The following is a 23,640-nucleotide window of genomic DNA, read 5'->3' as shown; positions in this document are numbered from 1 at the left end:
AATGTCATGGCAGTGATGAACTGGTTCCTGCAGCGGCGGCTGAAGGCGCGAATCGCAACCTACCGGCCCCAATTATATCGGACCGCCTACGCCTGGTGTCATGAACCGGCGCGGGCGGATGACCTGGTGCAGGAGACTCTGCTCAAGGCCATCTCGCGGCTGCGCACCCTGCAGGACGAGGACGCGCTTCGCCCCTGGCTGTACCGGATTATGACCAATTGCCACCGGGACTGGCTGCGCCGCCAGCGTGATACGGTGGATCCCGACGACGTGGAACTGGCCTGCGAGGACTGCCCGGAAATGAACGCTGAGCGTGCCGCCATCGTGCGGGGCGTGCGCGAGGCCGTTCACCGGTTGAGCGACGACCAGCGCAAGGTCATCACACTGGTGGACCTGGAGGGGTTCACCTACGGCGAGGTGGCCGGGATCCTGGAGATACCCATCGGCACCGTGATGAGCCGCCTGAGCCGGGCCCGGCAGCAGTTGAAGCGATTGCTCCTGCGCCGGGAGCCCGAGAACCAACCCCAACATCTGAGCGTGGTGAGAAGCCGCCATGAGAACCGATAAGCCCAGCGAGGAGGTCCTCAATGCCTTCGTGGACGGTGAGTTCTGTCCCGAGGAGCGTCTGGCCTGTCTGAGACGGATCTCGAGCGACGAGGCCCTGAGCCGGGAGGTCTGTGATCTCTGCCAGGTCAAGGAAATGGTGAACCTGGCCTACGAGCACGTGCCCCGACCGCCGAGGGCGTCCGCCCGTGCCCGCGCCGTGAGCGGGGGATGGCTGGGGCCGGTGGCCGCCGCCGTGGTGATGATGCTGGCCATCGTGGGCATCGTGGGGGTGGGGATCGGCACCCAGGAACCCGCGCGCCATCTGTCGAGCGCGGATCCGGGCCAGCCGCTGCACGGATCGGAACGCTTCGCCAACCGGATCGTGCTGCATCTCACCACCACCGACGAGGAACGCATCACCAACATGCTCGACGAAGTGGAGATGCTCATGGAGGCCGCGATCCGGCAGGGTGTTCCCCTGCAGGTGCAGGTGGTCGCCAACGGTGAAGGGCTGGCCCTGATGCGCGAGGACATCTCGCCATTCCCGCAACGGGTGGCCCTGCTGTCGGCGCGTTACGGCCCCGGGCTCAGTTTTACCGCCTGCCTCAATACCATCGAGCGGCTCAAGCGTGAGGAGAACCTTCACGTGCGCCTGCTGCCTGCCGTGCAGGTGATCAATTCTGGTGTGGCGGAGGTGATCCGCCGCCAGTCCCAGGGCTGGGCCTACATTCAGGTCTAGCCCGTTGTTGTTAGCGAAGCAGTGAGCAATAACCAGAACCGTCAGACCCAAACCGGAAGGAGTGGAGCAGTCATGAGAAAAATCATTGTGTCCCTGATGGCCCTGGCCGGCCTGTTGCTGGCCCTGCCAGGCGCCGCCCTCGCCACCGAGTACGGCACCCAGAAGGTCGTGTATCACATCAACGGCGGTGATCCCCAGCAGAACAAGGGGGCCCTGCGCAACATCCAGAACCACATCAACGCCGTGGGCGCCGACAACATGGACATCAAGGTGGTGATGCACGGCGCCGGCCTGAATCTGCTGGTCAACGCCAAGGACGACGCGGACCTGCGCGCCGGCGTGGACAACCTGAAGATGCAGAACGTGTCGTTCCAGGTCTGCAGGAACACGGTCGTGGGCCGCAACCTGGATATCTCCAAGGACCTGTACGATGCCACCGAGGCGGACATCATCCCCAGCGGTGTCGCGCACCTGTCCTACCTGCAGGCCCAGGGCTACACCTACGTCAAGCCCTGAAACACGCACGAACCACCGAGAGCAGTCTTGAACCCGGGTCCTGCCCGGGTTTTTTTGTCTTGGGGGGTGAGGTGTGAGGGGGTTGGGGGAAAGGCGACAGGCGACAGGCGACAGGCGATAGGCGATAGGCGATAGGCGATAAGGGATAGGGGAGAGGAGATAGGCGATAGGCGGGGACTGTAATTAAATCTGTGTAACTGCTTGTTTCTGTTTATGGTAGCTGAAACGGGAGGCAAGCAGATGCAAGAACAAGAGAAGAAGGAGTTGGCGGCGCGCCTGGCCAAGGGGATCAAGACGGAGAAGGATCTCAGTGATTTCAGCGCTGAGCTGATGAAGCTGGTGGTGGAAACCGCGCTGGGCGCGGAGATGGAGGCGCACCTGGGCTATGCCAAGCACGACCCGGCTGGGCACCACAGCGGCAACAGTCGCAACGGATTCAGCCGCAAGACGCTCAAGGGCAGTCACGGGGAGGTCGAGATTGCCACGCCCCGGGATCGCAACGGCAGCTTCGAGCCGCGGCTGGTGGGCAAGGGCCAGACGCGGCTGACACAGTTTGATGATCAGATCCTGGCGCTCTATGCCCGGGGCATGAGCACGCGCGACATTGTCTCGGCCTTTGAGCAGATGTACGGGGCGCAAGTGTCTGCGAACCTGGTCTCGCGGGTCACCGAGGCGGTGATCGAGAGGTTGAGGCCTGGCAGAACCGGGTGCTCGACGAGGTCTATCCCATTGTTTTTCTGGATTGTGTGGTGCTCAAGGTGCGCCAGGACCGGCGCATGGTGAATAAATCGATGTACCTGGCGCTGGGCATCAACACCGAGGGCGAGAAGGAGTTGCTGGGGCTGTGGCTGGCCGAAACCGAGGGGGCGAAGTTCTGGCTCTCGGTGCTCACCGAGCTTCAGAACCGGGGGGTCAAGGAGATCTTCATCGCCTGCGTGGACGGGCTGAGCGGCTTCCCCGATGCCATCGAGGCGGCCTTCCCCCATGCGCGGGTGCAGCTGTGCATGGTGCACATGGTGAGAAACAGCGTGCGCTACGTCTCCTGGAAGGAGCGCAAGGCGGTGTGCCGGGACCTGCGCCAGATCTACCACAGCGCGAGCGCCGAGCAGGCCGAGGCGCAGCTTGCTGCCTTTGAGGCCGTCTGGGGCGAGCGCTATCCCAGCATTGGGCCGATCTGGCGCCGGCACTGGGCACAGGTGATCCCGCTGTTTGATTATCCGCCCGAGATCCGCAAGGTGACCTACACCACCAACGCCATCGAATCGCTCAACAGCGTCATCCGCAAGGCCACCAAGAACCGGCGTGTCTTCCCCAGCGATGCCTCGGCGATGAAGGTGGTATTCTTGGCCGTGCAGAGCGCCTCAAAGCGCTGGACCCGGCCCATCCAGAACTGGAAGGCCGCCATGCATCGATTCGAAATCGAACATGGCGAGCGAATCCGGGCCACTCAGGGATAGGCAGTTACACAAAAAGAATTACAGACTCGATAGGCGATAGGCGATAGGCGTGAAACCACCTTCTCCCTGGCCCCCATGAGGGGCAAGGGGTTTATGCTCTGGACGCCTCACGCCTCACGCCTCACGCCTCACGCCTCACGCCTCACGCCTCACGCCTCACGCCTCACGCCTCACGCCTCACGCCTCACGCCTCACGTCCTACGCAGCCAGGCATCGAGCTGCGCGAGGCGCTCCGGCGTGCCCACGTCCAGCCATCCGCCCCGGTAGTACTCGCCGCTGACATGGTCCCCGGTCATGGCGGCATGCAGCAGGGGTGCCAGCGGGAAGCGGCCGTCGGCATGGTCCCGGAAGAGCGCCGGGCGATACCAGCCGATGCCGCTGAAGGTGAGCCTGTCGGCGCCCCGGTCCCGTACCCGTCCCCCGATCAGGCAGAAGTCTCCGGCCGGATGGTGGGCCGGGTTGTCCACCAGCACCAGATGGGCCAAGTCGCGTTCGGCCATAACGGGCGGGTTGAGCGGGTGGCTGCACCAGACATCACCGTTGATGACCAGAAAGGGTTCGTCGCCCAGCAGGGGCAGCGCCCGGCGAATGCCGCCGCCGGTCTCCAGGGCCCGATCCTCGGGTGAATAGCGGATGGCGAGCCCGAATCGGGAACCGTCTCCCAGGTGTTCCCGGATCTGTCCGCCCAGATGCGCCAGGTTGATGACCACGTCCCGGTAGCCGGCGGCGGCCAGGCGCAGCAGGTGATGCTCGATCAGCGGCCGGCCGCCGGCCATCAGCAGGGGCTTGGGGGTGTGGTCCGTCAGCGGGCGCATGCGTTCACCGCGTCCGGCGGCCAGGATCATGGCGTGCACGGATCAGGCCTGCAATGCGCGCCGCAGCCCGGGCGGCAGGTGGGTGTCGTACCAGCGCCGCACGGGTGCGAGCGCGGGATGGGCGAGTTCCTCCTCCAGCAACCGCCACAACCTGGGCAGATAACGCAGGTAACCGGGCTTGCCGTCCCGCTGCCACAAGCGGGTGAAGATGCCGATGATCTTGGTATTGCGCTGGGCGCCCAGTATCCAGTAGGCGGTTTCGAAATCCCTGTGATCGAGGTCCGGGCGGGCCCTGAGAAAACGCGCCAGCATGTTTCGGGCGAGGGGTTCGGGCACATCCCGGCGCGCATCGCGCAGCAGGGAAACCAGGTCATAGGCGGGGCAGCCCAGGCGCGCGTCCTGGAAATCCAGCAGTCCGCAGGCGGTGATGCCGTGCCGGCCGGGGATCACCATCAGGTTGTCCACGTGAAAGTCCCGCAGCACCAGGACGGGCGCGAGTTGGTACACGGGCGCCAGTGCCTGGCGCCATGCCTGCTCGAAGGCCTCGCAGACGTCTTCGGGGCAGGGTCCGCCCGTCACCCGGGGCCAGTACCAGTCCACCAGCAGCCGCGCCTCGCGCAGCAGTTCCACTTCGTCGTAGGGCGCGGGGGGTTCCAGTGTGCAGGTGCCCGTCCAACGGTTCTGGACCGTGGCCAGGGTGTCCACCGCCAGGGTGTACAGGTCCTGTTCCGGATCCCCCGCGGCCAGGGCGCGGCTGAAGGTGCGATCGCCGAGATCCTCCAGCAGCAGGAATCCCGCGCCGGGGTCGGCGGCCAGCACCCGGGGCACGGTCAGGCCCAGGCGCTCCAGGCAGCCGGCGATGCGCACGAAATCCGCCGGGTGCTCCTGCTCCGGCGGTGCGTCCATGACAATCCAGCTGTGGCCGGCATCCCTGATCCGGAAATAGCGGCGAAAGCTCGCGTCCGAGGAGAGCGGGCGCGACGCGCGCACGTGGGCACCCAGCACGCCTGCGAGCCATTGGTTAAGCGCGTTCAGGCGCGGGTCGTCCCGCCTGTTGTCCTTTTGTCGGGTCATGAGGCCGTATACGGATCCACCACGGATGGGAATGGCCGATTCTGAAGCAATTGTGCTGTCCTGTCGCGGGGCCGACCGGGCCGGATTGCGCCCCGCAAGAGGCGGCTTCTATACTGGCGCGTCGAACGCGCATCACCCCGTCGGTTCCCCGATACCCGGAGTATTGTCCTTCATGTGCCTGACCGCCAAAGACCGGGTGTGCCTGTGAGCCGACCCCATTGGACCCTGTGGCCCGGCGCGCCCTATCCCCTGGGCGCCACCTGGGACGGTGAGGGCGTCAATTTCGCCCTCTTCTCGGAGCATGCCGAGCGGGTGGATCTGTGCCTGTTTGACTCCGGAGGCAAACGTGAACTGTCCCGGGTGGAGCTGAAATGGCAGACCGACCAGGTCTTTCACGCCTATCTGCCCGAGGCGCGCCCGGGGCTGTTGTACGCCTATCGGGTCCACGGGCCGTACGATCCCGAGCGCGGGCATCGCTTCAATGCCCACAAGCTGCTCCTGGATCCCTATGCCAGGCATGTGGTGGGGCAGATACGCTGGAGTGACGCCCTGTTCGGCTATCGCATCGGCTCACCGAAGGCCGACCTGCAGATCGACCGGCGCGACTCCGCCGCGGGCATGCCCCGCTGCCAGGTGATCGACACCGCCTTCACCTGGGGCGAGGACCGCCATCCGCGCACCCCCTGGCATGACACGGTGATCTACGAACTCCACGTCAAGGGTTTCACCGCCCTGAACGAGCGGGTGCCGCCGGCCCTGCGGGGTACCTATGCGGGGCTCGCAACGGCTCCGGTGGTGGCTTACCTCAAGCGCCTGGGTGTGACCGCCGTGGAGCTGATGCCGGTGCACGCATTCGTGGATGACCGCAACCTGGTGGCCCAAGGCCTGCGCAACTACTGGGGATACAACTCCATCGGCTATTTCGCGCCCGACATGCGCTACTCATCCACCGGCCAGGTGGACGAGTTCAAGACCATGGTGAAGGTGCTGCACAGCGCCGGCATCGAGGTGATCCTGGATGTGGTCTACAACCATACCGCCGAGGGCAATCAGCTCGGGCCGACCCTGTGTTTCCGGGGGATCGACAATGCCGCCTACTACCGGCTGCTCCATGACGATCGCCGCCACTACATGGATTACACTGGCTGCGGAAACACCCTGAACATGCGCCACCCCCGGGTGTTGCAGCTGATCATGGACTCCCTGCGCTACTGGGTGCAGGAAATGCACGTGGACGGGTTCCGCTTCGATCTGGCGTCGGCGCTGGCCCGGGAGCTGCACGCGGTGGATCGCCTTGGCGCCTTTTTCGACATCATCCACCAGGACCCGGTGCTTTCCCAGGTGAAGCTCATCGCCGAGCCCTGGGACCTGGGGGAAGGCGGTTACCAGGTGGGCAATTTCCCGGTGGGCTGGACGGAATGGAACGGCCGCTACCGGGATTCCGCCCGCGCATACTGGAAGGGCGACGAGGCCATGCTGGGTGATATGGCCTATCGTCTCACCGGCTCTTCGGATCTCTACGAGTCCAGCGGCCGGCGCCCCTATGCCAGCATCAATTTCATCACCTGCCACGACGGCTTCACGCTGCATGACCTGGTGAGCTACAACCACAAGCACAACGAAGCCAACTGCGAGGACAACCGCGACGGCGAGGACCACAACCTGTCGTGGAACTGCGGCCAGGAGGGCCCCACGGACAACGGCCATATCCAGGCCCTGCGCGCACGGCAGAAGCGCAACCTGCTGGCCACCCTGTTCCTGTCCCAGGGCATTCCCATGCTCGCGGCCGGTGACGAGCGCGGGCGCAGCCAGCAGGGCAACAACAACGCCTACTGCCAGGACAATGCATTGAGTTGGCTGGACTGGTCGCTGGACGAGGAGCGCCAGGGCCTGCTCAACTTCGTGTGCCGGCTCATCCGGTTGAGACGCAAACACCCGGCCCTGCGCCGCAGGCAGTTCTTCCGGGGGCATCATGTGAATGGCGGCCGCACTAAGGACCTAACATGGCTGCGGCCCGACGGAGAGGAGATGACCGAGGTGGACTGGCACCAGCCGTTCGGGCGCGTGCTGGGCATGTTCGTGGCGGGTGATGCGTTCGAGGAGTACGACGAACGGGGCCGGAAGATCCAGGACTCCGACCTGATCCTGCTGTTCAACGCCCACCATGCGGCCGTCGAATTCCGCCTGCCCGACGAGCCTGCCCGTACGCGGTGGGCCGTGCTCATCGACACCCATTACGACGACGGGGAACGCCCGGACAGGCGAAACTTCCACAGTCACGAGTATTATCCCCTGCAGGGCCGTTCCGTGGCGGTGCTGGTCAATACCAGCCGCGTGGTGCCCATGGTGCGGGAGGCTGACGGGCTCATCTGAGCGCCTGGGTTTTCCCGGCGGCCGTGAGTCCAGGGAGCATGAAGTGAACGACGAACAGACATCGATGCCTTGGTGGTCCCGCCGGGACGTGGCTCCGGGGCAGGGCCTGTGCTGCGTCCTGGGGCCCCTCACCCTGAAGCTCTTCCGAAGCGCCGATGCCTGGCATCTCGGGCTGGCCCGGGACGCGGCGGAGGAACGGGGTGCGGCCGAGGCCCGCGTGGAGTGGATCACGCAGATGCCGGAGGGCGATGATATCGAGCGCTTCGTGTTCGGCCGCAGCCCCGAACAGCTCTGCCTGCGGCCCATGCTGGCGGACCGCCCGGTGGTGGTGCGCGCGCGTCAGGCGGTGTTCATCCCGCCCGGCGAAGAGGCCATGCTCTACCTCAGTACGCCCGTGTGGGTGTCCATAGACCTGGGTGAACCGGCGCGCGCGCTCAAGGAGATCCCGGTGCTGCCGCTCTCGGATACCTGGTTCGGCCCGTCCACCCGGGAGGGGGAGCTGTGTTACGCGGCGCGAACCCATGCCCGCAGTCACCTGGAGGAGGTGCCGAGGCGGCCCCATCGGGCCGTCACACCCGTGAAGGTGCGAAACGAGGCGGCGAGCCTGCTGCCGATCGAGAGGCTCAGTCTGCCCGTGCCCCTGCTGTCGGTGTACGGTGATGCGGAGACCGGATTGTGGACGGAGGCAGTGAATCTCACTCGCAGTGTCGACAGCGACATGGCGAACCTGCAGGTGATTCCCGGCAGACCGGCGCAGGCCCCCCGCGCCGAACGCCTGAGTGCCCCGCGTACCGAAGTGGGACGGGGCGGACTGGTGCGTGCCTTCAGTGATCTGTTTGGTTAGGGGCGGTTCAAAGTTCAAAGTTCAAAGTTCAAAGTTCAAAGTTCAAAGGAAAACCGGTGCCCATGGGTTGGCTACGGTGCCAAAGCAGCCACACTTTGAACCTTGAACTTTGAACTTTGAACTTTGAACTTTGAACCTTGAACCGCCCCTGTCCCGGAGAGTCCCATGCTGGAATCGACACTCAACTTCCTTGCCAGCGACCAGGTCATGGGCGTCTTGCGCGCGGTGCTTTTTCTGCTGGCGGGTGTCGTGCTGGCGCGCCTGGTGGCCCGTCTCATGCAGCGGTTCATGGCACGGCGTTTCAGTGCGCATCACGCCATGGTCCTGCGGCGCCTGGCCTTCTACCTGATCCTGGCGCTGTTTCTGGCGTCGGCCCTGAACGAACTGGGTTTCAGCCTGGGGGTTCTGCTCGGCGCGGCCGGCGTGCTCTCGGTGGCCCTCGGGTTTGCCTCGCAGACGTCCGCCTCCAACCTGATCAGCGGACTCTTTCTCATCGGTGAGCGGCCTTTCGGTACCGGGGACGTCATCAAGGTGGGTGATACCACCGGCGAGGTGCTGTCCGTGGACCTGCTGTCGGTAAAGCTGCGCACCTTTGACAACCTGTTCGTGCGCATCCCCAACGAGACACTGATCAAGAGCCAGGTCACCACGCTGACCCGTTTCCCCATCCGCCGCTTCGATCTGCAACTGGGCGTGGCCTACAAGGAGGATATCGAACGGGTGCGCAAGATCCTCATGCGTGTGGCCGATCAGAATGCCCTCTGCATGGACGAGCCCAAGCCCCTGTTCATCTTCAACGGTTTCGGCGACTCCGCCCTGGAGATTCAGTTCTCGGTGTGGGCAAAGCGGGAAAATTTCCTGGAATTGAGAAACAGTCTGCAAACGGAGATCAAGCGTGCCTTTGACGCGGAGGGTGTGGAGATCCCCTTCCCGCACATGAGCCTGTACGCGGGCAGCATCACGGATCCGTTTCCCGTGCGTGTGGTGAAGTCCGACGGAGACAGTCGGACATCGCAAGAAGGGGACGGTACCGCCGGGCCCGGATGATCATTGCCTGACGCGTTGCCGGGCCGGCGCGGTGCGCAGGCGAACGCGTACAACACATGTCCGTGTTCAGGCGGTTGTCCGTTCATCGCGGATTTCTCTTGCATATCCTGTGCCTCTTTTCCTGCGGCCGGCATGTTCGCATGCGCATCATTTCAGGGCGTTGACGGATGCACCGCCACCGGTTCATGTTGACCATGCTGCGCAGCAGTCACTTAGCGTGGTCTTTCGTGACCTCGGGGTTATACTTCAACCTTGGGTCGCCCGACGACCCCGTGCCAGAGAGGCTCCGGTTGCCATGCAAGACAAGATTTCCACGGAGTATCGACCCTCGGAGGACGAGCCGTACATGAGCCCGCCACAGCTGGCGTACTTTCGGCGCAAGCTGCTGGAATGGCGGGAGATGCTGCTCACCGAGTCCGACGAGACCATCAGAAACCTGCGCAGCGAACAATGGCGCGAGCCGGACCCCAACGATCGGGCCAGCCGGGAGAGTGACGCGAGCCTGGAACTGCGCACCCGGGATCGATACCGAAAACTCATCGGCAAGATCGATGCGGCCCTCAGGCGCATCGATGACGGCAGCTACGGATACTGTGAGGAGACCGGCGAGCCCATCGGGCTCGCACGACTGGAAGCCCGCCCGATCGCCACCCTGAGCCTCGAAGCCCAGGAACGGCACGAGCGGGATGAGAGGAGGTGAATTGGTCAGTTGTCCGTTGTCAGTGGTCCGTTGCGGGGGCGTCTTTGACAACTGACCAATTACCGCCCTCAGGCCAATCCCTTGATAAAGACCTTCGAGTTGCGCTGGTAGTTGTACAGCTCGCGGCGGCGCAGCGGCAGCGCCTTGATGTCACCTGGCTCGAAGCCTCTCTCCCGGAACCAGTGGGCGGTGCGGGTGGTGAGTACGAACAACCGGGCGATGCCCAGCGTCCTGGCCTCCGCTTCCACGAAGTCCAGCAGGCGGTCGCCCCGGCTGGCGGTGCGGTACTGGGGATGGATAGCGAGACACGCCAGCTCGCCCACCGACTCCTCCGGGAAGGGATAGAAGGCCGTGCAGCCGAGTACCACGCCGTCACGCTCGATGACGCTGAACCGGTCGATCTCCAATTCCAGTTGTTCCCGCGAGCGGCGCACCAGCACCCCTTCCGCCTCCAGGGGCTGAATCAGTTCGAGAATGCCGCCCACGTCATCGATGGTGGCGCGGCGCAGCCGCTCGTAGGTCTCGCCGGTGATCAGCGTGCCGACGCCGTCCCTGGTGTAGAGTTCGAGCAGCAGCGCGCCGTCCACGGCACGTTCAACCAGGTGCACGCGTTCCACCGCGTGGCGGCAGGCATGAATGGCGCTGGTGAGGTGCCGGGCCGTTTCCGATGCCGGTCCGCGGCGCCTGTTCAGCCAGGTGCGGGCCTGCTCGGCGGTCATCTGGCTGATCGGGCGGCGGCGCCCGTCGCGCAGCCGTGGCTCTTCGGTGAGAAAGATCAGCTTGTCCGCCTTGAGCGAAATGGCGGTGGCCGTGGCTACATCCTCCGCGCTCAGGTTGAACACCTCTCCAGTGGGCGAATAACCCAGGGGCGAGAGCAGTACGACTTCACCGTTCTCCAGGTGCCGGCGGATGCCCTCCGCATCAATGCGGCGCACCTCACCGGTATGCTGGTAGTCCACCCCGTCGCGCACCCCGAGCGGTTTGGCCATCACATGATTGCCGGAGGCGACACGTATGCGCGCACCGCTCATGGGCGTGTTGGCCAGCCCCATGGACAACTGGGCCTCGATCTCCACGCGCAGGCAGCCGGCGGCCTCCTTCACCTCCTGGAGGGCGTCGGCATCGGTGATCCGCAGCCCGGCCGCATAATGGAACGCCTGACCCCGGGCGCGCAGGCGCTGTTCGATCTGCGGCCGGGCACCATGCACCAGTACCAGACGCACGCCGAGGCTCTGCAGCATGGCGATGTCGTGGATCAGCCGTGCGAAGCCCGTATCCTGGACGGCTTCGCCGCCAAAGGCGATCACGAAGGTCCGCCCCCGGTGCGCATTGATATAGGGGGCGGCATTGCGGAACCAGTTGATCTGCGAGAGTTCGGGCCGGTTGTTCTTCTTCATCTGGATGCTGTCCCGGTGCCTGCGTTCAAGAGCGGAGCATACCGGAAGCGGGTCCGGCGCGTCATTGGGCCGCCGAGGAGGGCTCGCATTTTCAGCCACAGAGGTCGCAGAGGTCACAGAGGTCGAACCACCTGTCTGACAGATCTCCCGTACATCTTTTCTCTGTGTCCTCTGTGTCCTCTGTGACCTCTGTGGCTGAAAATCATCTGGCCGACGACCGAGCCGCCCGCCGCAGCCTCAGCGAACAGGATCGATGCAGAACCCCCTGATCAGCGAACGCAGCAGGTTGAGGGTCGGTTCGATGCGATCCATGGAAAGGTATTCGTCCGGCTGGTGGGCCTGGTCGATGTCGCCGGGTCCGAGCACCACCACGTCCATGTCCAGATCGCGCAGGTAGGGGCCCTCGGTGCCGAAGGCCACCGCCTCGGCTGCATGTCCGGTGAGCGATTCGGCGGCACGCACCACCGGTGCGTCCGCGGGCGTTTCCATGGCCGGCGTGCCATCAAAAAGGCGAAAGACTTCCAGTTCGAGTCCGGTGTCCGCGAGACTGCGTTCGAGCCGTGATGCCAGCGCCTGACGCAGTTCGTCCAGATCCATGCCCGGCAGCGGCCGCAGGTCGATATGCAGTTCGCAGCGCCCGCAGATCCGGTTGGGATTGTCTCCGCCGTGGATGTGACCGAGGTTGAGCGTGGGCCCCGATACCCTGAACAGGGGATTGTTGTAGCGCGCCTGAAGCTCAGCCCGCCAGGCGATGATCTCCGTGATGGCACGGTGCATGCCTTCCAGGGCATTGTTGCCGAGCCGCGGGTCGCTGGAATGCCCGGAGCGGCCGGTGAGGCGAATCCCTTCCATGAGGATGCCCTTGTGCATGCGCACGGGCCGCAGCCCCGTGGGTTCTCCGATGACGGCATGACGGCCCAGCGGGCGGCCCGCGGCACGGATGGCCTTGGCCCCGGCCATGGAGCTCTCCTCATCCGCCGTGGCGAGGATCACCAGCGGTTGGTGGAACTGCTCGGGGGTGAGATCACGGGCCGCCTCCAGGGCCAGTGCCAGGAAGCTCTTCATGTCCGAGGTGCCCAGCCCGTAGAGCCGCCCGTCGCGTTCCGTGAGCCTGAACGGGTCCTGGCGCCAGAGTTCCGGATTGCAGGGCACGGTATCGGTATGACCGGCGAGCACGAGACCCCCGGGGCCCCGCCCCATGGTGGCCACCAGGTTGGCCTTTCCCGGTTTGCCGTCGATGGGCGTGATCGCCACGTCGAAGCCCGCCGCCTCGCACCAGCCGGCCAGTTCGTCGATGACGGCCCGGTTGCTCATGTCGAACTCGGGGGACACGCTGCTCACCGACGGCAGTGCGATGAGCCGGGCGAGCATCTGGTTGAGACTCGGGAGTCGCTTCATGAATCGGTGGCCGGAAAGCGGGAGATAAAGTACAAGATACAAGAGAAGGACAATGCCTGAAACGGTTACATCCCGCCCCTTGTATCTTGTCCCTTGCCTCTCGATACTTCATTGATGATACGCCCCGCCCAGGTCTCGGACATCCCGGCACTCGTTGCGCTGGAGGAGCGGTGTTTCGAGATCGACCGCCTTTCACGGCGGCAGTTCCGCTACATGCTGACCAAGGCCAATGCCCATGTGCTGGTGAGCGACCGGGCGGGTGCGCTCAATGGCTATGTACTGCTCCTGTTCAGCCGGGGTACCTCCATGGCGCGGCTGTATTCCATCGCGGTGGAGCGGGACACCCGGGGGCAGGGCATCGGCCAGGCCCTGGTGGAAGCGGCCGAGGAGGCCGCCCGGGACCGGGACTGCGCCTATCTCCGGCTTGAGATCCGCAAGGACAACACCGCGTCCATCGCCTTGTTCTCCCGGCTGGGCTACAAGCCCTTCGGCGAGTATGGCGATTACTACGAGGACCACATGGATGCGTGGCGGTACGAGAAGTCGCTGGCGCCTCACCTGAGCCCGGATCTGGTCAGGGTGCCTTTCTACGAGCAGACCCTGGATTTCACCTGCGGCCCGTCGGCGGTCATGATGGCCATGAAGGCACTGGACCCGCGGGAGGAACTCAACCGGACACTGGAGCTGCGCATCTGGCGGGAGGCGACCACGATCTTCATGACATCCGGCCACGGTGGATGCGGGCCCTACGGCCTCGCCCTGTCGGCGGCCCACCGGGGGTTCGGCGTGGAGCTGGTGATCAACGACGAGCGCATGCCCCTGCTGGATTCCGTGCGCAGCGAAGAGAAGAAGGAGGTCATGCGCCTGGTGCAGCAGGACATGCTGGACGAGATCCATTCCCTGGGCATTCCCCTGCACTACGGTGTGCTGAAGGTCGATGATCTCAAGCAGCGGTGCGATGCCGGCGGGGTGCCGGTGGTGCTCATCAGTTCCTACCGGATCTACGGCGAGAAGTTTCCCCACTGGGTGGTGGTCACCGGCTTCGATGATCACTTCATCTACGTGCACGACCCGTTCGTGGATTACGAAGCGGGCGAGGCGCCGCTGGACTCCATCAACATGCCGATACCCAGGCGCGACTTCGAACGCATGGCGCGATACGGCAAGGCCGGCCTCAAGGCCGTCCTGGTGATCTATCCCAAACCCGATACCCTGCCCTGAGGGAGCCATGTCTGATCACGTGCTTCTGATCGAACAGCCTGCGGACTGGAAACCCCATTTTCCCGAGTACCCGGTCATGCTGGCCCGCGACTATCTCACCCGGGCGCCGGAGAGCAGGGGCGGGCAGCTCCGGGTGATCAACCTGTGCCGCAGCCACCGGTATCTGAGCGTGGGCTATTACTGTTCCCTGCTGGCCGAGGCGCGCAATCACAGGGTGGTACCCACGGTGCGCACCCTGCAGGATCTCTCGCGCAAGTCCATCTACAGCCTGGACACCGAGGACATTGACCGCAAGGTGGCGAAAGTGCTCGGGCGCAAGCGTTCCGGACTTCAGCCCACTGCCTTCGAGATGACGGTGTTCTTCGGCCAGTGTGCCCCCAGGGAGATGCAGGAGATCGCGCAGCAGCTGTTCTCCATCTTCCGGGCGCCGCTGTTCAAGGTGGAGTTCAAGTTGTCCGGGCAGTGGCGCATCGATGCACTGAAGCCCCTCTCCCTGCAGGCCCTCACCCCGGAGCAGGAGGATGACTTCTTCGCCGCCCTGGACATCTACCTCAAGCGTCCGTGGCGCAAGCCCCGGGGTGCGCGCGGTTACAGGTACGACCTGGCCATCCTGCAGAACCCGGACGAGGACCTGCCGCCGTCGAACCGCACGGCACTGAACCACTTCGTGCGCATCGGCCGATCACTGGGGCTGGAGGTGGACCTCATCGACCGCAAGGACTTCTCGCGCCTGGCGGAATACGATGCCCTGTTCATTCGCGAGACCACGCGCATCGATCACTACACCTATCGTTTTGCCCGCAAGGCGGACAGCGAGGGGATGGTCGTGATCGACGATCCGGACTCCATCCTCAAGTGCACCAACAAGGTGTACCTGGCCGAGCTGCTGGCCGCGCACAGGGTGGCCACGCCCCGCACCCTGATTCTGAGCAAAGACAATCTGCTCGCCGCCGAGGAGACCATCGGCTATCCGGTGGTGCTCAAGATTCCGGACGGTTCGTTCTCCCGGGGTGTGTTCAAGGCCGATGATCGCCAGGAGCTGGAAGAGACCGCCAGGCGCCTGTTCAGGGATTCGGACCTGATCCTCGCCCAGGAATTCGCCTACACGGAGTTCGACTGGCGCGTGGGTATCATGAACAGGCAGCCCATGTACGTGTGTCAGTATTTCATGTCCCGCAAGCACTGGCAGATCGTCAACCATCAGGCCAAGGGCAATCCGCGCCAGGGAGGCTTTCGTACCCTGGCGGTCGACGACGCGCCGCCGCGGGTGGTGAAGACCGCACTGCGCGCCGCCAACCTGATCGGCGACGGGCTCTACGGCGTGGACCTGAAACAGACGAACAAGGGCGTGGTGGTCATCGAGGTGAACGACAATCCCAACCTGGATGCAGGCATCGAGGACGCGGTAATCAGGGACGAGCTGTACCGGCGCATCCTGGAGGACTTCGTGCGCCGCCTGGACCGCATGCGCAAGCGGTAGCTGAAGTGCGAAGTGTGAATTTGGAGGTGCGAAGTCAAGGACTATCACCTCCAACTTCCCAATTCACACTTCGCACTTCATTCCGGTAGCCCACTCACCCGATCCCCGGCACGAATACCGCGGGCCGCGAACCAGCCCTGTTCCATCTCCAGCGCGTAGATGACCGGGGCGGCGGCCTGATGGGTTCGGGTGGTGTCGGGTTGCATGTCCTCGATATTTATGATGCGCCCGTCGGCGTCGATGAAGGCCACCGACAGGGGCAGGGGCGTGTTCTGCATCCACATGGCATAGCGCGCCGGTTCCTCCCAGACGAACAGCATGCCGTGGTCCTCGGGCAGGGATTCCCGGAACATCAGCCCGTGCCGCCGGGTCTCGTCGGTGTCGGCCACCTCGGCGGTGAGTCGCTGCTCGCCGATGCGCAGGTCGATGACCCGTGCATCGGCGAGGGCGAACTGTGCCGGAATGGATAGCAGGAACACAATCAGCAGCACGAGGCCGGCAACGGGTCGGCTGCCCCGGCATGCGGGGAAGGTACGGTTACCGAGCGGGGATCCCGTGAGTGTCATGCCGCCGCTATCCTCTCCGCCTCACGCCTCACGCCTCACGCCTCACGCCTCACGCCTCACGCCTCACGCCTCACGCCTCAACCTACCTTCGGCAGCCGGTCCAGGGCGGCGTTGATGGCCTCCTCGGGATACTCGTAGTCCTCCAGTTCACCGCGGAAGTACTTGTCGAAGGAGGCCATGTCGAAGTGGCCGTGGCCGGAGAGGTTGAAGAACAGGGTCTTCGTTTCGCCGGTCTCCTTGCATTGCAGGGCCTCGTCGATGCAGGCGCGGATGGCGTGGCAGGACTCGGGTGCGGGGATGATGCCCTCGGCCCGGGCGAACTGCACGCCGGCATCGAAGGTGGCGATCTGGGGTACGGCCACGGCCTCGATGAGCCCCTCCTTGTGCAGTTGCGAGACCAGCGGGCTGTCGCCGTGATAGCGCAGGCCGCCGGCGTGGATGCCCGGCGGCACGAAGTCATGGCCGAGCGTGTACATGAGCATCAGCGGAGTGAGGCCCACGCTGTCGCCGAAATCGTAGGCGTAATGGCCGCGGGTCAGCGTGGGGCAGGAGGTGGGCTCCACCGCCACCAGGCGCACCTCCCGGCCCGCCGCCTTGTCCGCCAGGAAGGGGAAGGCCACGCCGCCGAAGTTGGAACCGCCGCCGCAGGGGGCGAACACGGCGTCCGGGTAGTCGCCCGCCTTCTCGAACTGTTTCTTCACCTCCTGGCCGATGATGGTCTGGTGCAGCACCACGTGGTTGAGCACGGAACCCAGTGCGTAGTTGGTGTCGGGACGCGACGCGGCCTCTTCCACCGCCTCGGAGATGGCGATGCCGAGCGATCCGGGGGAATCCGGATCCTGGGCCAGGATCTGGCGTCCCGACCGGGTGGTGTCGGTGGGGCTCGCCAGCACCTCGGCGCCCCAGGTTTCCATCATGGAGCGGCGGAACGGTTTCTGCTCGTAGCTCACCCTGACCATGTAGACCCGCACTTCGAGACCGAACATCTGTCCCGCGAGCGCAATGGAGGAACCCCACTGACCGGCGCCGGTCTCGGTGGTCAGCCGGCGGATCCCCGCTTCGCGGTTGTAGTAGGCCTGCGCCACGGCACTGTTGGGCTTGTGGGAACCGGCGGGGCTCACGCCCTCGTTCTTGTAGTAGATCCTGGCCGGGGTGCCCAGCGCGGCCTCCAGACGGTGGGCCCGGTACAGGGGAGAGGGGCGCCACAGGCAGAGGATCTGGCGTATCTCGTCGGGGATGGGGATCCAGCGCTCGGCGCTCATCTCCTGTTCCAGGATGCCGGGCGGGAAGATCGCGCCGAGCATCTCCGGGCTGACCGGCTTGCCGTCCGGGCCCAGTGGCGGCGCCGGCGGGCTGGGCATGTCGGCCATGACGTTGTACCAGTGGGTCGGGATCTCGTTCTCTTCCAGCAGGATCTTGGTCTGGTTCATGGTGGTGTGATTCCCCTTTTTTGGTGTCGCGTGGCCGGTGTGCGGCCGGCCTGTTCGGTGGTGTCTCCCTGTGTCCGGATGCCGGGGCCGTCCACGCGGTGTCCGGCCGTGCTCCCGTTCTAGCAGGCTGTTGAAAAACCCTCGGGCGGCGCCATGCTGCGTTGGAAAGCGGCTCAAAATGCTCATGTACTCCCGTGTACACTGCGCTTTTTCGCCACTTTCCGCCTTGCCTGGCATCCGCCGGAGACTTTCTCAACAGCCTGCTAGGCCCCGGACTTCTCCGGGAAGCCCAGTTGCTCAAGGCGGGCGAGCAGTTCGGCGCGGATGTCCTCGCTGGTCTCCACGCTGACGCGGCCCTGGTCGACATCCACGTCCACGCCCTGTACACGCGGATCTTCGGTCAGGCCCTTGCGAATGCTCGCGGCGCAACCGCCGCACTGTATGTTCTGTACATCGAAGGTGAGATTCATGGTTTCACTCCGGTTTCGGTGTCTGTGTCCTGCCATGCGCCGGAACGCGCCCGGTCAGGCGCCCACGGGCCGCCCTTTGGGGCTTTCGGCAGTATGCCCCTATGTTAGGGCGATCCCCGGTGGCTTGCGAGGGCGTGCTGTGACCCGGGTCGCGCCCGTGTAAAATGTCCGGTCTGTTCCAGGATCGCAAACCGGAGTCATCCATGCCCCAGTACCGTTCCCGCACCACCACCCACGGCCGCAACATGGCCGGCGCCCGGGCCCTGTGGCGTGCCACCGGCATGAAGGACGGCGATTTCGACAAGCCCATCATCGCCATCGCCAACTCCTTCACGCAGTTCGTGCCCGGCCATGTGCATCTCAAGGACCTGGGCCAGATGGTGGCCCGGGAGATCGAGCGCGCCGGCGGGGTGGCCAAGGAATTTAACACCATTGCCGTGGACGACGGTATTGCCATGGGTCATGGCGGGATGCTTTACTCCCTGCCCTCCAGGGACCTGATCGCCGATTCCGTGGAGTACATGGTCAACGCCCACTGTGCCGATGCCCTGGTGTGCATCTCCAACTGTGACAAGATCACCCCCGGCATGCTCATGGCGGCGCTGCGCCTCAACATCCCCGTGGTGTTCGTCTCCGGCGGACCCATGGAGGCGGGCAAGGTGGTGATCAGGGACAAGGTCATCCACCTGGACCTGGTGGACGCCATGGTGACGGCGGCCGACCCCGGGGCGAGCGACGAGGACGTGGCCGAGTACGAGCGTTCCGCCTGCCCCACCTGCGGCTCCTGCTCCGGCATGTTCACGGCCAATTCCATGAACTGCCTCACCGAGGCCCTGGGGCTTTCTCTGCCCGGCAACGGCTCGCTGCTGGCCACCCATGCGGACAGGAAGGAACTGTTCCTGGAGGCGGGCCGGCTCGTGGTGGAACTGGCCCGGCGTTACTACGAACAGGACGATGCCTCCGCCCTGCCGCGTAACATCGCCACCTTCCAGGCCTTCGAGAACGCCATCGCCCTGGACATCGCCATGGGCGGGTCCACCAACACCGTACTGCACCTGCTGGCTGCCGCGCACGAGGCCGAGGTGGACTTCACCATGGCCGACATCGATCGCATGTCCCGCAGGATCCCGAACCTGTGCAAGGTGGCCCCGGCCACCCAGCTCTATCACATGGAGGACGTGCATCGCGCCGGCGGCGTGCTCGGCATCCTCGGCGAGCTCGACCGGGGCGGCCTGATCCACCGCGAGGCGAAGACCGTGCACAGCGCCACCCTGGGCGAGGCCCTGGACCGATGGGACGTGATGCGTTCCGAGGCGGAGGGTGCGCGCATGCGTTACATGGCCGCCCCCGGCGGCGTGCCCACCCAGACGGCGTTCAGCCAGGACCGGCGCTGGGACGATCTCGACCTGGACCGGGAACGCGGCTGCATCCGGGACATCGCCCATGCGTATTCCCGGGATGGCGGGCTGGCCGTGCTCTACGGCAACCTGGCCGTGGACGGCTGCATCGTCAAGACCGCCGGCGTGGATGAGAGCAACCTGATCTTCTCCGGCCCCGCCCGCGTGTTCGAGAGCCAGGACGCTGCCGTGGAGGCGATCCTGGGCGATCGCATCCGGGAAGGCGACGTGGTGGTAATCCGCTACGAGGGGCCCAAGGGCGGCCCCGGGATGCAGGAGATGCTCTATCCCACCAGCTATCTGAAGTCCAAGGGTCTCGGCAAGGCCTGCGCGCTCATCACCGACGGGCGCTTCTCCGGCGGCACGTCGGGATTGTCCATCGGCCACGTCTCTCCCGAGGCTGCCGAGGGCGGCGAGATCGGCCTGGTGGAGGAGGGCGATATCATCGAGATCGACATTCCCCACCGCAGCATTCGCCTTGCCGTGGACGACGCGGAGCGGACCCGGCGCCGCTCGGCCATGGAGGCCCGGGGCGAGGCCGCCTGGAATCCGGTCAACCGGGCGCGGGCGGTGAGCCAGGCCCTCAGGGCCTACGCGCTGATGGCCACCTCGGCGGCGCGCGGCGCGGTGCGGGACATCTCTCAGGTGGTGCTGAAACGATAGGTCGCGCTGATGCCCGGTCAATTGGTGGGGACAGGGTGCAGGTGACTGGGCGAGGAGACCACCCGTAGGATGGGTCAAGCGAAGCGGACCCATGCTGCACTTACGGTGACCGGCACCAAGTGACAGGTGACGGGCTGAGAGGTCATTCGTCACGTCCTTTCGTGACCTGTCACGGACCCTTCCGCATGGGTCCGCTTCGCTTGACCCATCCTACAGATAGAACGTAGGGGATAGGCGTGAAACCCAGGTTGAGGCTTCGGTGGCGGTTACACTTTCGCCTCACGCCTCACGCCTCACGCCTCACGCCTCACGCCTCACGCCTCACGCCTCACGCCTCACGCCGCCTCACCGGAGCCAGGAAACCGACAGTGCCCCGAAGTTCTGGCGGCGTGCCTGGGTGCGGAATTCCCGGGTCCTCAGCACATGGGTGTAGGCCACGCGCATCCGCTTGAAACTCAAGGCAACACCCATCTGCAGGTCCCCTACGTAGCGGTCCTTCTTCACCCCGGCACTCTCGCGCCAGGTGTTGCCGTCCAGGAACAGGTCGTGTCCCACCAGGCGCAGGTCCACGCCGGCGAAACCGTACCACTGCAGCCCCTGTCGTGACTCGAACAGGCCCGACCCCGACAGTCCCGGCTGAATGCGCGGCGGACCGTAGTCCATGGGGAGATTGCGGCCCACGCGCACCATGAATCCCGTGTTGAGGTAGGTGAACGGCGTGCCCAGGCTGCCGCCGACGTGGGGTGTCCAGTCGGCGCCCCAGCCGTCGTTGCCGAAGGCGCGCACCCGGGCGCGCCACTGCCGTTCGTAGCTCAGCATGAGGGTGGGTTCGTTGCCCAGCTGGCTGTCCCAGCCCCGCGGCCAGGCGGGGCCTGTCACCCGGTGAATCATCCGCTGCGTGCGGGACGCCAGGGAAGCGGGGCCGACAACGCCGAGGGTCATCTGCAGGCGATCCAGGCGCTGTCCGGTCTCCTGCCCGATGCCGGCGCTGGCGTACAACCAGCCGGCATAGGGCCGGTCATCCGGGTTCGGAGTCTCCAGCTTCTGGTCCCTGGGTGTGTAGACGTTCTGACCCAGGGAACAGGCGACACCCACCCGGCCATGGTCGGGAAACAGGGGGACTGCTTCGGCCAGCCGGACCGCCCGTTCAGATGCGCCGTCCGCCGGGCGGATCCGGGTCAGGCGCAGGCCGCTGGTGTAGTAGCGGTCGGTGCCGGCGAACCAGTCGTTGTCGATGTCCAGCACGAAGATGTGCTGTTCAGCGTGAGCCGCCTCCACGTGGAATGCCGCCAGCGCGATCAGCAGGGGCAGGGCGTGCACGCGTCCCGCGGGCCCCGTCCCGGATCCTCGGTGCTGCAGACGTCCGGGGCTCAGAACAGCCATGAGAGACTCACCGCACCGAAGTCCTCCCGCTCCGGCTGATCCGTGAATTCCTGGCTGCGGAAGACATGGGTGTATGTCAGCCGTGCCCGCCCCAGGCTCAATACGGCACCCGCCTGGGCGTCACCCACCAGCGGGTTGCGGTCCACGCCGGGGCTGTCGCGGAAGGTGCTGCCGTCCAGGAAGACGTTCCAGGCCACCGCCCGGACGTCCACGCCGGCGAAGACGTACCAGCCCCGGCGGGCCCTGGGCACGAACAGGCCCGAGCCGGGAAGGGCCGGCTGGATGCGGGACGGACCGAAGTCATGGGGCAGGTTGCGGCCCGCACGCAGGGTCAGCCCCGAGTTGATCAGCGTGAAGGGGGTGCCCAATGTCGCGCCCCAGTGGCGAATCACGTCCATCTGCCAGCCCGTGCTGGTGCCGCGCTCCAGGGCATGCACCTGACGCTCGTAACTCACCATCAGGGTCGGTTCATTGCCGAGCTGGTGATCCCAGCCGCGGGGCATGGGTGCGCCCACGATCCGGTGGATCTCCTGCTGGGTCTTGTCCGCCAGCGAGGCCGGGCCGATCACGCCCAGGGTCAGTTGCAGGCGATCCATTCGCCGCTTCGTCACTTCCGCCAGTCCCCCGCTGACGTAGAGCCAGCCCGCGTAGGGCCGGTCGTCCGGGACCGGGTCCGTGGCGCGCAGGTCCCTGGGCGTATACATGTTCTGGCCGATGGACCATGAATTCTTCAATTCCCCGTCGCCCGGAAAGAACGGGATCAGGCCGCCTACGTCACGCAGCAGGCCGGGCACGCCTCCGTCGGGCGTGATCCAACTGGCGCGTACGCCGTTGGTGTAGTGGCGGTCCTGGCCCGCAAACAGGTCGTTCTCGAGTTCCAGCACCAGGATGCCCATGTCGGGCTCGGCGGGGGGTTCCCCGGCCTGCACCGCCGTCCAGGCGGCAAGAATCAGGGCCGTGATCAGGGAACCGGGGCGGGACATGTGCGATCCTTGGGTCGGGGCCTGCTCATTCTATCCCCCGCCGCCCGGGTTGATCGAACGGCCGTCCCGTCCCGGGGAATTCCGGGGCGTTTCCCGGTGTCTGATGCCTGCGTGCCGGGCGCGCGCATCCGATCCGCCGGGGCCCATCCAGTATCCAGGAGAAAGAACACATGATCCGATCGATTCCGTGGTTGGCCGTCGCTCTTGTCTGGTCCGCGCAGGCCCTGGGTGCCGCGAGCCCCGAAGATTACCCGATGGCCCCCGAAAGGGTGGCGCCGGGCGTGTACGCGGTGCTCAGCCCCGCGCGGGATTTTCCCAACCCGGAGAACCTGGGATGGAACGCCAACATGGCCTTCGTGGTGACGGGTGACGGCGTGCTGGTGGTGGACACGGGCTCCTCGGAGACCATGGGCGTGGCCCTGCGCAATGCCATCCGCTCGGTCACAGATCAACCCGTGCGCTGGATCGTCAACACCCACAGCCACGGGGATCACTGGCTGGGCAATCACGGATTTGCCGGGGACGGCCCGGAGATCATGGCGGGCAGCGCGTCGATCGCGCGCATGAAACAGCAGGCGGACGGCTGGATCGACAGCTTCAATGACATGACCGGCGGTGCCACCGGGCAATCCCGGACCCTGTTTCCCGACCGGGCCGTGGACGAACGGGTGGAACGCGACCTGGGCGGCACGCGCGTGGTGCTGCTGCCTTCGGGAGACAGCCATTCTCCCGGTGACCTGGTGGTCTGGCTGCCCGAAAGCCGCGTACTGATCACGGGCGATGTGGTGTACACCGACCGCGCGCCCTCCGTATGGGATGGCCGGGTGGCGCAGTGGATCGGGTTCATGGACACCCTCATCGGGCTGGGACCGCGTGTGGTCATTCCCGGTCACGGCCGCGTCGAGGGTCCCGAGACCCTGCCCCGGTTGAAGGGCTACCTCACCGCGCTCTGGGCGGCCGTCGAGGAAGGCGTGCTTCAGGGCCTGCCCGATTTCGAGACCGTGCCCATCGTGCGCGAGCGCATGGCCGATATCGTCGTCGACTATCCGGGCTTCGAAGACAAGGTCAACCGTTCGGTGGCCCACATGTATACGGAAGTCGAGGACTCGGTCTTCTAGCTGTGCTATCTCAACCAGGCGCC

Annotated in this window: 20 protein-coding genes and 1 pseudogene; 12 read left to right on the top strand and 9 right to left on the bottom strand. The window is 65.4% G+C overall.

Annotation, left to right across the window (positions count from 1 at the left end):
• The first annotated feature begins 6 nt into the window (after positions 1 to 6).
• From THITHI_RS0108085 to THITHI_RS19620, 4 genes and pseudogenes are all read left to right on the top strand, one after another.
• A complete protein-coding gene (locus tag THITHI_RS0108085) occupies positions 7 to 567 on the top strand; it encodes an RNA polymerase sigma factor (protein WP_018232577.1) in 561 nt (186 codons plus the stop codon).
• Entirely contained in the window at positions 554 to 1,285 is a 732-nt protein-coding gene (locus tag THITHI_RS0108080) for a hypothetical protein (RefSeq protein ID WP_018232576.1), read from the top strand. Before THITHI_RS0108085 ends, THITHI_RS0108080 begins: the two co-directional genes overlap by 14 nt.
• Positions 1,286 to 1,357: 72 nt before the next feature.
• Entirely contained in the window at positions 1,358 to 1,801 is a 444-nt protein-coding gene (locus THITHI_RS0108075; protein ID WP_018232575.1) for a DsrE family protein, read from the top strand.
• 240 nt (positions 1,802 to 2,041) lie between these two features.
• Positions 2,042 to 3,258 (top strand): annotated as a pseudogene (locus THITHI_RS19620) (IS256 family transposase).
• Positions 3,259 to 3,449: 191 nt separating this feature from the next.
• On the opposite strand, the gene murU reads toward THITHI_RS19620, so the two are convergent.
• Both murU and THITHI_RS0108060 read right to left on the bottom strand, forming a co-directional pair.
• Complete coding sequence (gene murU, locus THITHI_RS0108065) at positions 3,450 to 4,112, bottom strand: N-acetylmuramate alpha-1-phosphate uridylyltransferase MurU (protein ID WP_026186174.1); 663 nt, start codon at positions 4,110 to 4,112, stop codon at positions 3,450 to 3,452.
• 3 nt (positions 4,113 to 4,115) lie between these two features.
• Positions 4,116 to 5,147, bottom strand: a complete 1,032-nt coding sequence (locus THITHI_RS0108060) for an aminoglycoside phosphotransferase family protein (RefSeq protein WP_018232572.1) — start codon at positions 5,145 to 5,147, stop codon at positions 4,116 to 4,118.
• Between the two features lie 204 nt (positions 5,148 to 5,351).
• Between THITHI_RS0108060 and glgX the strand changes: the two genes are divergently transcribed.
• The 4 genes from glgX (at position 5,352) to dksA (ending at position 10,111) form a co-directional block, all read left to right on the top strand.
• Positions 5,352 to 7,520 (top strand): glycogen debranching protein GlgX, encoded by a 2,169-nt coding sequence (gene glgX / locus THITHI_RS0108055; RefSeq protein WP_018232571.1) that lies wholly within the window; start codon positions 5,352 to 5,354, stop codon positions 7,518 to 7,520.
• A 64-nt stretch (positions 7,521 to 7,584) separates the two neighbouring features.
• On the top strand, positions 7,585 to 8,364 hold the full coding sequence (locus tag THITHI_RS0108050) for a hypothetical protein (RefSeq protein WP_018232570.1): 780 nt from the start codon (positions 7,585 to 7,587) through the stop codon (positions 8,362 to 8,364).
• Between the two features lie 165 nt (positions 8,365 to 8,529).
• On the top strand, positions 8,530 to 9,411 hold the full coding sequence (locus THITHI_RS0108045) for a mechanosensitive ion channel family protein (protein ID WP_018232569.1): 882 nt from the start codon (positions 8,530 to 8,532) through the stop codon (positions 9,409 to 9,411).
• Positions 9,412 to 9,706: 295 nt separating this feature from the next.
• Complete coding sequence (gene dksA / locus THITHI_RS0108040; protein ID WP_018232568.1) at positions 9,707 to 10,111, top strand: RNA polymerase-binding protein DksA; 405 nt, start codon at positions 9,707 to 9,709, stop codon at positions 10,109 to 10,111.
• Positions 10,112 to 10,179: 68 nt separating this feature from the next.
• Here dksA and argA read toward each other — a convergent pair whose 3' ends face one another.
• Complete coding sequence (gene argA / locus THITHI_RS0108035; protein WP_018232567.1) at positions 10,180 to 11,508, bottom strand: amino-acid N-acetyltransferase; 1,329 nt, start codon at positions 11,506 to 11,508, stop codon at positions 10,180 to 10,182.
• 237 nt (positions 11,509 to 11,745) lie between these two features.
• Complete coding sequence (argE, locus tag THITHI_RS0108030; protein WP_026186172.1) at positions 11,746 to 12,906, bottom strand: acetylornithine deacetylase; 1,161 nt, start codon at positions 12,904 to 12,906, stop codon at positions 11,746 to 11,748.
• 114 nt (positions 12,907 to 13,020) lie between these two features.
• On the opposite strand from argE, the gene THITHI_RS0108025 reads away from it, so the two are divergent.
• Complete coding sequence (locus THITHI_RS0108025) at positions 13,021 to 14,127, top strand: GNAT family N-acetyltransferase/peptidase C39 family protein (protein WP_018232565.1); 1,107 nt, start codon at positions 13,021 to 13,023, stop codon at positions 14,125 to 14,127.
• Between the two features lie 7 nt (positions 14,128 to 14,134).
• Positions 14,135 to 15,607 (top strand): RimK family protein, encoded by a 1,473-nt coding sequence (locus THITHI_RS0108020; RefSeq protein ID WP_018232564.1) that lies wholly within the window; start codon positions 14,135 to 14,137, stop codon positions 15,605 to 15,607.
• A 77-nt stretch (positions 15,608 to 15,684) separates the two neighbouring features.
• Here THITHI_RS0108020 and THITHI_RS0108015 read toward each other — a convergent pair whose 3' ends face one another.
• The 3 genes from THITHI_RS0108015 to THITHI_RS0108005 all read right to left on the bottom strand — a co-directional run bounded on the left by THITHI_RS0108015 (position 15,685) and on the right by THITHI_RS0108005 (position 18,073).
• On the bottom strand, positions 15,685 to 16,173 hold the full coding sequence (locus THITHI_RS0108015; protein ID WP_018232563.1) for a DUF192 domain-containing protein: 489 nt from the start codon (positions 16,171 to 16,173) through the stop codon (positions 15,685 to 15,687).
• Between the two features lie 77 nt (positions 16,174 to 16,250).
• On the bottom strand, positions 16,251 to 17,603 hold the full coding sequence (locus THITHI_RS0108010; protein ID WP_018232562.1) for a TrpB-like pyridoxal phosphate-dependent enzyme: 1,353 nt from the start codon (positions 17,601 to 17,603) through the stop codon (positions 16,251 to 16,253).
• Between the two features lie 263 nt (positions 17,604 to 17,866).
• Positions 17,867 to 18,073 carry a heavy-metal-associated domain-containing protein gene (locus tag THITHI_RS0108005; protein ID WP_018232561.1) on the bottom strand — a complete coding sequence of 69 codons (207 nt, stop codon included), beginning with the start codon at positions 18,071 to 18,073 and terminating at the stop codon, positions 17,867 to 17,869.
• A gap of 203 nt (positions 18,074 to 18,276) precedes the next feature.
• Here THITHI_RS0108005 and ilvD point away from each other — a divergent pair, with 203 nt between their 5' ends.
• The gene (gene ilvD, locus THITHI_RS0108000) at positions 18,277 to 20,133 is read left to right on the top strand and encodes a dihydroxy-acid dehydratase (protein ID WP_018232560.1); all 1,857 of its coding nucleotides are present in this window, start codon (positions 18,277 to 18,279) and stop codon (positions 20,131 to 20,133) included.
• A 345-nt stretch (positions 20,134 to 20,478) separates the two neighbouring features.
• Here ilvD and THITHI_RS0107995 read toward each other — a convergent pair whose 3' ends face one another.
• Positions 20,479 to 21,516, bottom strand: a complete 1,038-nt coding sequence (locus THITHI_RS0107995; RefSeq protein WP_083908681.1) for a lipid A deacylase LpxR family protein — start codon at positions 21,514 to 21,516, stop codon at positions 20,479 to 20,481.
• Complete coding sequence (locus THITHI_RS0107990) at positions 21,504 to 22,499, bottom strand: lipid A deacylase LpxR family protein (protein WP_018232558.1); 996 nt, start codon at positions 22,497 to 22,499, stop codon at positions 21,504 to 21,506. The genes THITHI_RS0107995 and THITHI_RS0107990 overlap by 13 nt, the downstream gene beginning before the upstream one ends.
• A 170-nt stretch (positions 22,500 to 22,669) precedes the next feature.
• Here THITHI_RS0107990 and THITHI_RS0107985 point away from each other — a divergent pair, with 170 nt between their 5' ends.
• On the top strand, positions 22,670 to 23,617 hold the full coding sequence (locus THITHI_RS0107985) for an MBL fold metallo-hydrolase (protein ID WP_018232557.1): 948 nt from the start codon (positions 22,670 to 22,672) through the stop codon (positions 23,615 to 23,617).
• The last annotated feature ends 23 nt before the right edge of the window (positions 23,618 to 23,640 follow it).

This window comes from Thioalkalivibrio thiocyanodenitrificans ARhD 1 (genome assembly GCF_000378965.1).
Lineage (GTDB): Bacteria > Pseudomonadota > Gammaproteobacteria > Ectothiorhodospirales > Ectothiorhodospiraceae > Thioalkalivibrio_A > Thioalkalivibrio_A thiocyanodenitrificans.
This window is presented reverse-complemented; position numbering and strand designations above follow the sequence as displayed.